The organism is Cupriavidus sp. OTU4054 (assembly GCF_038440175.1).
Taxonomy (GTDB): domain Bacteria; phylum Pseudomonadota; class Gammaproteobacteria; order Burkholderiales; family Burkholderiaceae; genus Cupriavidus; species Cupriavidus pauculus_D.
This window is the reverse complement of the sequence record NZ_JASATF010000030.1, coordinates 23,271-37,076: the sequence shown is the minus strand read 5'-3', so window position 1 is coordinate 37,076 and position 13,806 is coordinate 23,271. Positions and strand designations below refer to the sequence as shown.

Annotated in this window: 12 protein-coding genes; all 12 read right to left on the bottom strand. The window is 68.0% G+C overall.

Translation table 11 applies throughout. The annotated features are described in order from the left end of the window. Positions 1 to 17 precede the first annotated feature (17 nt). Positions 18 to 2,264, bottom strand: coding sequence for a catalase (locus AAHB16_RS27180; protein WP_150372988.1), 2,247 nt, complete (start codon positions 2,262 to 2,264; stop codon positions 18 to 20). Between the two features lie 292 nt (positions 2,265 to 2,556). After that, complete coding sequence (locus tag AAHB16_RS27175) at positions 2,557 to 2,919, bottom strand: hypothetical protein (protein ID WP_342052474.1); 363 nt, start codon at positions 2,917 to 2,919, stop codon at positions 2,557 to 2,559. A gap of 24 nt (positions 2,920 to 2,943) precedes the next feature. Then, positions 2,944 to 4,062, bottom strand: coding sequence for a transglycosylase SLT domain-containing protein (locus tag AAHB16_RS27170; protein ID WP_342052473.1), 1,119 nt, complete (start codon positions 4,060 to 4,062; stop codon positions 2,944 to 2,946). 257 nt (positions 4,063 to 4,319) lie between these two features. Next, on the bottom strand, positions 4,320 to 5,726 hold the full coding sequence (locus AAHB16_RS27165) for an OmpA family protein (protein WP_342052472.1): 1,407 nt from the start codon (positions 5,724 to 5,726) through the stop codon (positions 4,320 to 4,322). A 62-nt stretch (positions 5,727 to 5,788) separates the two neighbouring features. Further along, positions 5,789 to 6,229 carry a hypothetical protein gene (locus AAHB16_RS27160; RefSeq protein WP_150372991.1) on the bottom strand — a complete coding sequence of 147 codons (441 nt, stop codon included), beginning with the start codon at positions 6,227 to 6,229 and terminating at the stop codon, positions 5,789 to 5,791. Between the two features lie 43 nt (positions 6,230 to 6,272). After that, on the bottom strand, positions 6,273 to 6,968 hold the full coding sequence (locus AAHB16_RS27155; protein WP_223851331.1) for a TadE/TadG family type IV pilus assembly protein: 696 nt from the start codon (positions 6,966 to 6,968) through the stop codon (positions 6,273 to 6,275). Beyond that, positions 6,965 to 7,339, bottom strand: coding sequence for a DUF192 domain-containing protein (locus tag AAHB16_RS27150; protein WP_342052471.1), 375 nt, complete (start codon positions 7,337 to 7,339; stop codon positions 6,965 to 6,967). The genes AAHB16_RS27155 and AAHB16_RS27150 overlap by 4 nt, the downstream gene beginning before the upstream one ends. Further along, entirely contained in the window at positions 7,336 to 8,217 is an 882-nt protein-coding gene (locus AAHB16_RS27145) for a type II secretion system F family protein (protein WP_150372992.1), read from the bottom strand. Before AAHB16_RS27145 ends, AAHB16_RS27150 begins: the two co-directional genes overlap by 4 nt. A gap of 10 nt (positions 8,218 to 8,227) precedes the next feature. Beyond that, positions 8,228 to 9,076: a type II secretion system F family protein gene (locus AAHB16_RS27140; protein ID WP_150372993.1), complete on the bottom strand. Its 849-nt coding sequence runs from the start codon at positions 9,074 to 9,076 to the stop codon at positions 8,228 to 8,230. 40 nt (positions 9,077 to 9,116) lie between these two features. Continuing rightward, positions 9,117 to 11,021, bottom strand: coding sequence for an ATPase, T2SS/T4P/T4SS family (locus tag AAHB16_RS27135; protein ID WP_342052470.1), 1,905 nt, complete (start codon positions 11,019 to 11,021; stop codon positions 9,117 to 9,119). An 11-nt stretch (positions 11,022 to 11,032) separates the two neighbouring features. Next, complete coding sequence (locus tag AAHB16_RS27130) at positions 11,033 to 12,613, bottom strand: type II and III secretion system protein family protein (RefSeq protein ID WP_223851333.1); 1,581 nt, start codon at positions 12,611 to 12,613, stop codon at positions 11,033 to 11,035. Between the two features lie 53 nt (positions 12,614 to 12,666). Next, a complete protein-coding gene (gene cpaB, locus AAHB16_RS27125) occupies positions 12,667 to 13,761 on the bottom strand; it encodes a Flp pilus assembly protein CpaB (RefSeq protein WP_342052469.1) in 1,095 nt (364 codons plus the stop codon). Positions 13,762 to 13,806 lie beyond the last annotated feature (45 nt).

Sequence of the window (13,806 nt, the reverse complement as noted above, 5' to 3'; positions counted from 1 at the left end):
GGCACCCGCACAAGCGCCTAGACAGGCACTTGCAGCGCGTCCGGGCGATCCCACCAGCGATGCTGGCCCACGGCCTCGAGAAACGCCTTGTGGCCCGCCGCCTGGTCCTTTTCCGCCACGAGCACGCCGGCGCCGCCGAAGCCGCCGTCGAGCCCCGCGGCGCGCGCGGCAGCCGCGACGAGCAGCGCACCGGAGCCGCCCGCGCCGATCGGCTTGTAGTGCTTGTAGCTCTCGCTGACGAACAGCAGCGCGGCCGCTTCGGGCACCGTCGGCGGATTGTCGCCATCGGGAACATAGACGGCATCGAACAGCACCGAGCCGACCGACGCCAGCGCGTGATCGACGGCGAGCGCGGCGCCCTTGGCCGTGGTAACCGCGCTCGCGCGCGGCCCGATGATCTTGACCACCGCGCCGCCCTGCTCCGCCAGCTTGCGCAGCGACGCGATGGCTTCATCGCGCACGCCGTCGTTGACCAGCACCGCGATCTGCCGGCCCTTGATCACGCCCTTCGGCTGCGCATCGAGGCTCAGCGCGGGGGAGGCGGCAATCCCGTAGTCGTTGATCGGAACGTCGGGGCCGACCGGCACGACCTCGATGCCGAGCTTGTCCGCGACCTGCTGGGCCAGCTCCGGCGCGATATGCACGAGCTGTCCCACCACGCGTTCGCGAATCTCGGGGCTCGACACCTTCGACAGCTCGAACGTGTATGCATCGACGATCTGCATCTGCTCCACGGCCGACTGGCTGCGCCAGAACAGGTTGGCCTGCGAGAAATGATCGGCGAACGTGTGGCTACGCATGCGGACCTTCACCGCGCCATCCTCGGCGGGCTGCGGAAAATGCTTGTAGCCGTCGGTGTCGCCCGCGAGGAACGGGCAGCCGCCGCTGATGCTGTTCGGCTGATAGCTCTCGCGGCCCTGCACGACCGTCTGGCGCATAAAGCCGTCGCGCTGGTTGTTATGCACGGGGCAGAGCGCGCGGTTGATCGGCAGTTCGTGGAAGTTGGGACCGCCGAGCCGCGTGATCTGCGTATCGGTATAGGAGAACAGCCGCCCCGCGAGCAGCGGGTCGTTCGTGAAATCCATGCCGGGGACGATATGGCCCGGGTGGAAGGCCACCTGCTCGGTCTCGGCGAAAAAATTGTCGGGGTTCCGGTTCAGCACCATCTTGCCGATACGCCGCACGGGAACGAGTTCCTCGGGAATCAGCTTGGTCGCGTCCAGCAGGTCGAAGCCGAGCTTGAGCGCATCGGTCTCGGGCACCAGTTGCACGCCCAGTTCGTACTCGGGATAGAGGCCCGCGTCGATGGAATCCCACAGGTCGCGCCGATGGAAGTCCGGGTCCTTGCCGTTGATCTTGAGCGCTTCGTCCCACACGAGCGAATGCGCGCCCCCCACGGGCTTCCAGTGGTACTTGACCAGCGTGCCGCGGCCCTCGGCATCGACGAGGCGGAACGTGTGCACGCCGAACCCTTCCATCGTGCGGAAGCTGCGCGGCAGCGCGCGACCTGACATCGTCCACAGCACCATGTGCATGGACTCGGGCTGCAGCGACACGAAGTCCCAGAACGTATCGTGCGCCGACGCGGCCTGCGGAATCTCGTTGTGCGGTTCGGGCTTCACCGCATGCACGAAGTCCGGAAACTTGATCGCGTCCTGGATAAAGAACACGGGCATATTGTTGCCGACGAGATCGAAGTTGCCCTGGCGCGTATAGAACTTGGTGGCAAAGCCTCGCACATCGCGCGCGACGTCGGGCGAGCCGCGCGAGCCCGCCACCGTCGAGAAGCGCACGAATACCGGCGTCTTCTCGCCCACGCGCGTAAAGATATCGGCGGTGGTCACGTCCTCCAGCGATTCGGTGAGTTCGAAGTAGCCATGTGCGGCCGCGCCGCGCGCGTGCACGACGCGCTCGGGAATGCGTTCGTGATCGAAGTGGGTGATCTTCTCGCGCAGATGAAAGTCTTCGAGCAGCGTCGGGCCACGCAAACCGAGCTTCAGCGAATCGTCGTCCTGCGGGAGCCGCAGACCCTGATTGGTCGTCAGCGTGCGGCCCTCGTTCGATACGAGGTTGCCGACGGAGTCGGAGCCCAGCCGCTTTGGACGCGGGTTCAGCCGGTCGGCCACCGCGCGCTCGTAGCTGCCGTCGTCGTTGTTGCCGGCGCCCTGCGGCTTGGGTGGGGTCGTGTCTGGCGGCACCTGCGACGCGGTCGAGGCCGCATCGTTGCGAGGCGGCTTTGCGGGGGAGGCTGTCTTCTTGGTCATGGCCGATTCCATCTGAAGAGTGATCGAACCCTGTCCTCCCGCAGATTGCGTGCCACCAGTCCGCGCGCTGCCCCGTACCGGCCACATCCTCGCCACATCCTCGCCGCGCCCCGCGCGCGCGGCGCATGGCCGGAACGCTGCCAGCGCGCTTGCACGCGCCTGCACGCGCCGCTTGCGCCGGTCTGCGCCATGCGGGCTTCCGTCCCCGCATGGCGCCTGGCGTGCCGGTGCCCGGCGCCCTGGGGGTCGACGGCCTTTTTACATCGTCGTGTAAAAGCTGCGGAGGCGCGCGTCAGCCCTTGTTGCATTGCGGCTGCGCGCGAATGCCGTCGCGCGTGGCCGCGCAGGCGCGCGCGAGGTTCTCCTTGTCGGGGATCGCGCGCCAGTGTGCGCGCACCTTGTCCATCTCCTGCGGAATCGCCTCGCGCAGCGTCTTCGCCGCCGCGCTCTGGCCCAGACGGTCGTACCCGGATGCCATCGCCTCGGTACATGCGCGCTGCGCGGCTTCGGCCTCGACGCACTCCTTCGGCAGGCTGTCGTCCGCGCCGGACGTGCCCGCGGTCTTGCCTTCGTCCTTGCCGCATGCGGCCATCAGCATGGTCAGCGAGGTGATCGCGAGTGCGGCACGGACGGTACGGAAGCGGTACTTGCTCATGGTTTCTCCTTGTCGTTCGAGGATTCAGGGATTCAGAGGATTCGGCAGCCGGGCCTGATAGCCGCGATACAGCGCCATCACGCGCGGCACGTATTGCTGCGTCTCCGCGTAGGGCGGGATCTGGAGGCCGTGGCGCTCCACCGCGCCTTCGCCGGCGTTGTAGGCGGCCAGCGCGAGCGGCAGGTCGCCGTAGCGGCCGATCAGGTAACGCAGATGCGCGGCACCGGCCCGCACATTGCGCGCGGGGTCGCGCGGGTCGGGCTCGCCATAGCGCCCGGCGGTTGCGGGCATCAGCTGCATGAGGCCGACCGCGCCTTTCGGCGACAGCGCGGCGGGATTGAAGCCGGACTCGGCGTGAATCACGGCGAGCAGAAGCGCGGGGTCGAGGCGATTGTCGGAGGCGGCCTGCGTGACGAATGGCAGCACGGTGCGAAGCAGGTCGCCGGTGCGGGGCGCGGGCGCCGGGAACATGCTGGCGAGGCCGGGCAGCCCGATGAAGGGGACTGCGGCGACTTCGCTATCGGGGTCGGTGTCGGGATCGCTACCGGGCTCGGTGTTGGAGTTGCTACCGGGGTCGGTGTTGGGACGGATAGCGGGGCCGTTAGGGGAGCGGCTATAGGAGCCGATGTTGTGGACGAGGTTAGGGACGAGATTGGCGCGGATGTTGGGACCGAGATTGGCGCGGATGTTGGGGCCGATGCCGGTGCGGATGTCCGGCCCGAGGTTGGCGCGGATGTCCGGGCCGATGCTGGTGCGGATGTCCGGGCCGAGGTTCGCGCGGATGTCCGGCCCGAGGTTCGCGCGGATGTCCGGGCCGATGCTGGCGCGGATATCCGGCCCGAGGTGGGCGCGGATGTTGGAACCGCTAGCGGAATCAATGGCAGGGCCGCTATCAGGTCGGCCGTGGTCGCGATCGTTCCCGCGTGTTAGCGAGACCATCATCGGACCGCCCGCCCGCGCGCGCGGCGCCGAGCGGATGGGCTGCACGGCCCCGCCGCCCTGCAGCCACGTCACCCCGTGCGCTCGCACGGTGGTCACTTCGGCACGGGCCAGCGTGGGCAACAGCAGCGCGGCACACGCCATCAGGGATGCCACCACGCGCACAGCGGCAATCCCGCGTACGGCCTCCCCACGCGTTGCCATCCCGTGCGTAGGCACACCCCGCGTTGCCATCCCACGCGTTGGCACACCACGCGTTGGCACACCACGCGTAGGCGCACCCTGCGTCATCCCACGCGTTGGCACACCTCGCGTTGCCCCCCCACGCGTTGGCGCACCCCGCCTTGCCATCCCACGCGTTGGCACACCCCGCGTTGGCGCACCCCGCGTTGCCATTCCACGCGTTGGCACGCCATGCGTCGGCGCCCCTCGCGTTGACACGCCACGCGTTGCCCCCCCACTCATTGCCGCGCCACCTCCACCCGCCGGTTCTGCGCGCGGCCCGCGGGATTGTCGTTTGGTGCCACCGGCCGGCTGGCGCCGAACCCCTGCGCGCCCAGATGATCGCCCGCCACGCCCGCCGCCGCGAGGTATCGGCGCACGCTCTCGGCGCGCCGCTGCGACAGGTCCTGATTGTGGGCATCGCCCCCGCTGCTGTCCGTATGGCCCTCGATCGCGAGGTGCCAGTCCGGATGCGCGCGCGCTGCCTTGACCACCGCGTCGAGCGCAGGCCGGCTCTCGGGCCGCAGCGTATCGGCATCGAGGTCGAAGTTCACGCCATAGAGCGTGACGCGCTTTTCCGCTTCCAGCGCATCGTCAACGGGATCGGTCGCCTTCGCATCGCCAGGGCAGGCATCGCGATAATCGCCGACGCGCCAGCCGATGCCATTGACCGACTGCGCCATGGTGCCGCTCCCGCCCGTCGCGCCCGGAAACTCGAGCACCGCGGTGCGCGCGCCATCGGGGCTGAAGCTCATGACGCCGCGCCACGCATCCTTGCCGCTCCCGCGCGCGTAGCGCAGATAGCCGCCGGGCTCGGCACCGCCCGCGAATTCCCCGGCAACGCGCCGGAACGTCACGCGGCCGCCCTTCTCCTCGCCGTCGCCAAAGCATCCGCGTACGGTCGCGCCATCCTGCCGGATCGCGACATACGACGCGCCGCTGAAGCCGCGCAGCAGCCGATAGACGCCCGATACGCTGCGCTCGGCCGGCGCGCCTTCGGCAGGTTGCGCAAGCGCTTCGAACTGGCGCACGGAGATCGTGCCCCCACCGCCGCCCGTGAAGTTCACGCGCACCCATCGCGCGCGCGCGGGCGTGGGCAACGCGGCCTCGTCGCTGACGCCGCGGCTGTCGCGTTGCGACGAACCGATCGCGGTCAGGTCGGCGTCGTACACGGTCTGCCATGGGCCATCCTGTCCCTGCTCGGAGACCTGCACCTGCGCGTGCTTCGCGGCCGAGATCTCCGCGGCGCGGACGAAGCGCACACGTTCGATCGTCGCGGGCGCGGCAAGCGCGATCACCGCGTCATAGCCGTCGCCATTCGCGGTAATCCCCACCGAGTCCGGCACCTCGTTGATCAGTGACAGCCAGCGCTGGTCGTCGCGCGGCTTGTTGACGACGAATGCGCCGGCGGACATGCCGGCCACATTGACCAGCTTCGGCGCCGCCGGCGCGGGCGGATCGGCGGATGCGGATGCCGAAGGTGCCGGTGCCGCGGCCGTCGCGGGCACCGATTGCTCGGTGACGGGCTTCGGCACGCCGGGCTTCGGCAGCTCGTGTTTCGACTTCTCCTTGCAACCGGCCACCATCGCGATGGCGGCAATCAGCAGAGGGAGCACGGTGGGGCGGAGGGATGATGCAGCGGACAACGAGGACTCCTTGGCAACGGAGCGTCTCGCTGCCCGCGCGGGCAGCACGCTCTCGCATTGATTCAGGGTTCGCGCGCACGCGGTGTGCGGACGAGTGTGTCGATCTGCTCCAGCGTCTGGCCGATGGCGGCCTCGAGCGGCCCGAGCGATTCGGGCGGTGCGTTCTCGAGCAGCGCACGATTGTATTCGCTAATTTGTGCTTCGAGCACCCCTTGCGCCGCGCGCAATCGCTGCGGCACGGTCGCGGCGGCCGCTTCCACCGACGCTTTCGTGGCGGGCGCGAACGTCGCCGGCTGTACGGGAGCGCCCGGCGTACCGCGCGCGGGCCGCGCCGTGGCGGGCGCCGCGGGCTGCGGTGGACGGCCGTTGATGATCTCCACACCCTCGGCACGGTGCACGTCCATCGCCGATGCCGGCGCGGCCATGCAGAGCGCCGCGGCGCCGCCCATCGTGCAGGCAAACGCACAGCCAAACGCGCGTACGAATCGCGTGGTGCGCCTCATGTTCATCCGCCTCACTTCATCCACCCCCGCTTATCTATCCCGCTTATCCACCACGATACGGCGTCTGCATACGCACGATCGCCTCCGACTCGAGCGGAATACGCCAGCTCCCTTCGACCGTCGACAGCGCGTAGCAGGTATTGGGCCGCTTCGGCAGCCCCGATCCGGGCTTGCCCGTCGCATAGATATCGTCGATGGCGTTCATCAGCGAAAAGATGGTGCGATTGGCGAAAGGCACGGCCATCGCGTAGCAATAGGTCACGCGGATCTTGAGCAGGTTCGCATCCTGGATCGAGATGCCCGAGCTGCCGCCCGCGCTCGTGCTCCGAAAGCTCAGCGTATCGTTCGGAATCTCGCGCACGGTCTGGCCCGCATACTGGTTGGTCTTGCCGAAATCCTGCAACGCGGCCGATGTCGGATTGATGACATCGATGCGATACGCGCCGGGCTTGAGCAACTCGATCGAATTCACGTACAGCAATGCCTTCTGCTGCCCGATGAGATCGGCCGAATGCGTGAACAGCGGCGCAAGGCCACGCGCGAGCCCGCTGCGCATCGACGCGTTGCGGCCATGGTCGAGCGCGCCCGCGCGCGCCGCCTGCAGCGCCGCATAGTCGAGCGTGGCCTTGGCCTGGTACAGCAGGCCGAACTGGACGATGCCGAGGCACAGCAGCAGCAGGATCGGCAGCACGACGATGAACTCCGCCATGCTGGCGCCACGGATGCGGTTGCGGTTCATGCCGCCGCCTCCTCGTCCCGCACACCGGCTTCCGCGAACCGCAGCCGATCGCCGGCGCGCAATGCGAGCGCCGCCGCGCGCCCCGCCGCGAGCTCCACCGTCGCGCGCGCACGCCAGTGCGCACGGAAGCGTCCGCGCGCCACGTTCGCATGGACCGCGAGCACGGTGCCCCCGCCATCCACGAAGACGACGTCGATCGGCATGCGCATGCCGAGCGTATGCACGGCATTGCACGACGGGATCCACATCGCCTGCGAGGCCTCGAGCGACGCGCGCCCGAGCAGCCCGCGCATGCGCTCGCGCGCGTGCTCGGCAAGTTCCGCGCGCGGGCACAGCGGCTCCTCGCCGCGCCACAGCGTGCCGTGCTTCACAACAACCCCTCCTGCATGAACTTCATCACGATCGGGAAGCCCAGCACGATGAACGTCACCGGGAAGATAAACACCACGAGCGGAAAGATCAGCTTGACCGGTGCTTCCATCGCCTGCTTCTCCGCGCGCTGGAACCGTTCGGTGCGGCGCTGCTCGGACTGGAAGCGCAACGTCTGCGCGAGCCCCGAACCCATGCGTTCCGCCTGGATGACCGCGCCCGCGAAGTTCGTGATCTCCTTCATGCGCAGGCGGTCGTCCATGCGCCGCAGCGCCTCCGAGCGCGAAAGGCCCGCCTTGAGATCGCGCAGCACGTGCTCGAACTCGCGCTGCAGCGTGCCGGCCGGCCCCTTCTCCACGGCCTGCGTCATCGCGCCGTTGATATTGAGGCCCGCTTCCACGGACAGCGTCAGGAAGTCGAGAAAGATCGGCAATTGCTTGGTCACCTGCGCGACGATGCGCTTGCGCACATCGCGCAGCCACAGCCGCGGATAGAAGAAGCCGCCGAGCGCGCCCAGCGCGAGCACGGGCAACGAGAACGTATGGATGCCAAGCATCGATACCCACAGCATCAGCGCGAACAGCAGCGCCGACACCAGCGACAATGCCGTGAACTGGCTCGCGGTCATCACGAACGACATGCCCGTCAGGCGCAGTTGCTCTTCGGTGCGCGCCAGCACCGCGCGCGGCACGAGCCACAGAAAGTGATGTTCGACAAAGCGGACGAGCGGCCACAGCTTGCGCAGCGACTTCGGCAGCGGGTCGAGGTAGGCGCGATTCTCCTGCGGCACCACGCCCGTGAGCCGGCGCATCGAGTAGACCAGCGCGCCGATCATCGCGATGACGGCCAGGCAGATGAGGAAAATAATCGCTATGCGCATGGCGGCTCCGTCAGACGTCGATGTGCGTGATCTTCTTGATCGCCTGATAGCCGATGAACTCCATCGTGCCGATCACCGCGAGCACGCCCCAGCCCAGCGGCGAATCGAACAACGGCGCCATCGCCTTCGGCTCCATATTGCGGAGCACGAGGATCAGGAAGATCGGCAGGCCCGTCATGACCCAGCCCTGCATCTTGCCCTGCGCGGTGAGCGATCGGATCTTGCCTTCCATCTGCTGCTTCTCGCGCAGCGTGCGCGCGACGGACTCGAGCGTCTCAGCCAGGTTCCCGCCCACCTCGCGCGAGATGGAAATCGCCGCGGTCACCATCAGAAAGTCGGGCACCGGAATGCGGCGCTCCATATGGCGCAGCGCCACCATCAGATCGACACCGAGGCGAATCTCGCGCAACAGCAGCTCGAACTCCTGCGACACCGGCGGCCGCGATTCCTGCGCCACGCTTTCCAGTGCCATCGGGAAGCTCGCGCCGGCGCGCAGCGCGCCCGACATCATCAGCAGCGAATCCGGCAACTGTTCCTCGATCTCGCGCAGCCGCCGCGTCTGCATGCGCCGGACCCACAACCGCGGCAGCATGAAGGCGAGCGGAATCGACACCGCGGTGAACAGCACGTTCTGCGACACCAGCCACACGACGAGCGGCAGCACGAAGACCGCAAGCGCCGAAATTCCCGCGAGCCGCTGCGTATTGATGAAGATGAACAGATCGGCGAGGTTCGATTCCACCTCGGTGGCCACGCGCTGCGTCCGCTGCACGAACCATGTGCGGCCGTGGAACAGCGCGCCCCACGCGAGGAACATGAGCACCGCGAAGATCAGAGCGAGTACGACGACGATTTCCATGGGAGCTTCTTACGTTGGTTACGTCCGTTGGTTGCCACCGTTACGCCGGTTGTTCGCCGAAGATCGACGTGTCGACCGAGATACCGCGGCGAATCAGGTCCTGATAGAAATCGGGGATATAGCCCGTGGAGACGAAGCGGCCGCGAATGCGCCCCTGCTCGTCATACCCGTCCTGCCGGAAATTGAACACATCCTGCAGCTGCACCACGCCCGTCTCCATGCCGCTGACCTCGGTGATGTACGTCACCCGCCGCGAGCCGCACGAGAAGCGCGTCTGCTGCACGATGATGTCCACGGCCGAGCACACCTGCTCGCGAATCGCCTGCACGGGCAGGTCCAGTCCCGCCATCAGCGTCATGACCTCGAGCCGCGACAGGCAGTCGCGCGGCGAGTTCGCGTGCGCGGTGGTCAGCGAGCCGTCGTGGCCCGTGTTCATGGCCTGGAGCATATCGAGCGCTTCGCCGCCGCGGCATTCGCCCACGACGATGCGGTCCGGCCGCATCCGCAGGCAGTTCTTGACGAGGTCGCGGATCGGCACCGCGCCCTTGCCTTCCATGTTCGCGGGCCGCGCCTCGAGCGAGACGAGGTTGGACTGCGTCAGTTGCAGTTCCGCGGCGTCTTCCACGGTGACGATGCGTTCGTCGTCGGGAATGAAGTTCGAGAGCACGTTGAGCAGCGTGGTCTTGCCCGAGCCCGTACCGCCCGAGATCACGATGTTCGCGCGACGCTCCACGGCCACGCGCAGGAACTCGACCATCTGCGGCGACATGGAGCCGAATGCGACGAGGTCGCGCGCCTGCAGCTTGCGCTTCGAGAACTTCCGGATCGTGATGTTGGGGCCCTTGAGCGCGAGCGGCGGAATGACGGCATTCACGCGCGAGCCGTCCTTGAGCCGCGCATCGACCATCGGCGACGATTCGTCGATACGGCGGCCGAGCGGCGCGACAATGCGCTCGATCGCGCCGAGCACGGCGCGGTCGTCCGTGAAGATCACCGACGATCTGGCGAGCCGTCCCGAGCGTTCGACAAAGATCTCGTCATGCCGGTTGACCATGATTTCGGTCACGGCGTCGTCGGCGAGCAGCTCCTCGAGCGGGCCCAGGCCGATCACTTCGTCGAACACGCTCTTCTTGAGCACGCCGCGCGGAATCTGCGGCGTGTTGTAGCGCTTGTCGCCGTCGAGGATGTCGTCGAGCAGGCCGCCCACGAGCTGGCGCAGTTCTTCTTCCGGCATGCGCGCGACGTTGACGCGCCGCAGATCCATCGCGCTGATCAGTGCCTGATGCGCGGCCTTGCGGAGCTCGATGCCGAATGCGCTGTTGATGGGGGCAAGGGACTCGTCCTCGTGCCGTCCGGCGGCGGGCCGTGGCGCGGCCGGTGACATCATCGTCGGTGTCGATGTCGATGGGTTCGGTGGTGTCGCCGGTGTGGCCGGGGTCGGCCCGGGCACTGCGGACGGCGTCGCGGCCGCCATCTGGGGCGGTACAGTGGGAGCCGACACCCGACCCGACATGGAGGTCGGCACCGGGCGCGACATCGGGTCCGACGCCGGGTCCGACACCGGGCCCGACACCGAGCCCGAAACCGCGACCGGCCCGGCGACGGTTTCGTCATTGGGACGCACGGGCGTCGCGGCCTGCGAATGCCCGTTCGCCTGGCCATTCACCGCCACCGCCAACGTATAGTTGCCGATCTCGATCCGGTCCGCCGCCGTCAGCGGCCCATAAGACGTCACGGGATTCCCGTTGATCATCGTCGAGGCAATCCCGCCCTCGTCCTCGAGGTAATAGTGCCCCTCGCGATTCTCGATGCGCGCATGCAGCTTGCCAATCAGCAGCCCCTTGAGCACGATATCGCAGGCCGGGTCCTTGCCGATGGAGCACGCGTGTCCCACCTGGTACACGTCGCTGGCGCCGTTGCGCGCCGTGATGGTCAGCTTGAGCATGACGTTCCTCCTCAGCCTCCGCGGTACTGCGCGGCCGCGGCATCGGGCGCCGGTTGCTCCAGCAACTGGCCATGGCGCTTCTCGCGATCGATCTCCTGCTCGCGGCGGCGGTCGATCTCCGGCAGCGGGCTCGGATCCCCGTTCTCGTACCGGAAGTTGCGATCGATCGATTCGCCGCGGTTCATCACGTCCGCGGCCATGGGCTCCGCCGGGTCGTACAGCACCGGCGTCACGAAGATCACGAGGTCGCTCTTGTTGCTGCGGAAATTCGTCGAGCGGAACAGCTGGCCCAGCACGGGGATGTCCCCGAGCAGCGGCAGCTTGTCCACCGCACTGCTGGCCTGTGCCTGCACGAGGCCCGACATCGCGATGGTCTCGCCCGGCCGGAGCGTGAGTTCCGACGACGTGCGCCGCGTCAGGAACGCCGGATAGCCGTTGACGGACAGCGACGGGTCGATCTGGCTGATCTCGGTACCGAGCGACGTGCTGATGACGTTGTCGCCATCGACCGCGGGCTTGACGTCGAGCTTGATGCCGTACTGCTTGTAGATCACGGTCTGCGCGCCAAGCGCGCCCGCGAGCGGAATCGGCACCTCGCCGCCCGCGAGGAAGCTCGCGGTGCCGCCGCTGCGCGTGTTGAGTTCGGGCGCGGCCAGCACGTAGGCTTCGCCGCGGCTCACCGCGAGATTGATCTTCGAGAAGATCGACGTGGCGATGCCGAGGAACACCCCGCCGGCCGCGCCGTTGACCGAGCCCGGAATGGAGTCGTACGGCGAGCCGCTCTGGATCGGCGGCACCGTGCGGTAACGGCCCGTGTGCACGGCATTACCGGCCACCGACGCCTGCGGGCCGTTGATCTGCTGGTCCCACGAGATGCCGATGTTCTCGAGCCCGGTCTTCGTGATCTCCATGATATGGACCTTGAACATCACGGCCTTCTTGATGGGCCCGCCGTCCTCGGTCTGGATCAGGTTGGTCGCCATGCGGAACCGCTCGACCACCGCCCGCGCATCGTCCTTGCGTTCCGGATGCACATAGCCGCGCACGATGACGGATCCGCCGCGCTGCGTGATCTCGAGCTTGCGCACGAACGGCGACAGCGCCACGCGCATCTGATCGGCCGCATCGCCGAGGTCCTGATCGGTGACGCGCACGCGCACATGCATCGCGATGCCCGCTTCGTTCCAGATCACCAGGCTCGTGACACCCGCCTTTTCCGCCAGCAGCACGAGGCGACGATCGACCACGGTGCTGCTGACGAGGCTGCCGTCGCCGACGGCCACGCGCTTGATGGTGCCCGGCACATCCACCACGCGCACTTCGCCGCGGAACAGCACGATCTCGTACTGGGCGCGCGCGCCCGCCGTCACGGGCGTTGGCGTGACCATGGCAAGCGTCGCGGCTTCTGGCTTCACGCTGCCCGGAACGCCGCGCACCACGCCGCTCGCATTGGGCTGACTCGCACCTTCGGTTGCGGTGGCCGTGGCCGCGCGGGCCGGCAGGTACGGCGCGGCCATCGCCACGCCGATCAACCACACGAGGACCCTACCCTGGCTGGCCGCGTTGCGGGCGGCTCTGTTTTGACTGGACATGCAATCGCTCTTCTGTAATGGATGGACTCGGGGAGAGAGGGAGGCTCGCGCGGCTAGTTGCCGGTGCCGGAGACACTTCCGGGGGGGCTGCCACTGAGGGCACTGGCCAGGCGCTCCATGTTCGCCTGCTGCGCGGCCGCGAGTTTCTGCGCGGCCGCGAGCGCCGCATCGGCCTGCGCGCCGCGACCGTCATTGCCCGCCGCATTGCCGGCCACCGCGGCCGCGGGCAACTCGGGCACGGTACCCAGCATGTTGCCGCCGCTGTTGCCGACGATGTACTGCACGGTGTCGCCGGTGTCTTCGGCGGAGAACAACGTGCGTTCGTGCAGCGCGATGGCGGGCGTTTCGCGTTTGTCCGCCGCATTGCGCAGCACCGCGCGCAGCGCGCCGACCTTCTGCGCCAGCGCGATGCGCGCGGCCTGCTCGGAGGTGACCGACAGCGTCAGGCTGTCGTAGCCCGCGGCTTCGTCGTTGGGGTCGCCATTGCGCTGCGCCGCGCGCTGACGCTCGAATGCCTCGCCGAGGTCGCGCGGGCGCACGTCCTGGCCGGTGGCCAGCACCACCACGTTGGAGAGCAGCATGCGCGCGGTCTTGTCGGTGTCCTTCGGTCCGGGGGCTCCGCCAGCCTTGGCGCCGCTGCCGCCCGCCCCCGACGTGAGCAGATACAGGTCGATATGGTTGCCGGGCTTGAGCATCTTGGCCGCCGAGTTGGTGGCGTCGATCTCGATCGTCAGCGCGCGTTTGCCCACTTCGAGCATGTCCGAGAAGTCGCGCGCCTGCAGCGCCTCCAGATCCGCGCGGCGCACGGGACGGCCGCGGCTGACCGGGCGCACGAGCTTGAGGTTGGACACCGCGTCGAAGTCGCTCGCGCGAATCACGTCCTCGAACACGAGATCCGCGGGCACGTCGCGCGCGGCAAACGCGCTGTTGTCAACGGGCGTGCCGACCGGCAGATCTCGCGTCGGCACCATGACCGATACGCGCTGCTGGCGGTTCATCTCCTCCGCGAGCCTGGCCTTGAGCGCGTCCTCGCGCCCCTCCAGAAAGCGGTACACCCAGAACGTCAGCAGGCCGGCGGCAAGCACGGCGATCACGAGCAGGACCCAGGGATTACTGGCCAGTGACTGGACTTTTATTTTCTTCAGCATGAGAGACAGACCCGATGAAAAAACCCGATGAAGCGACAGAAGCGG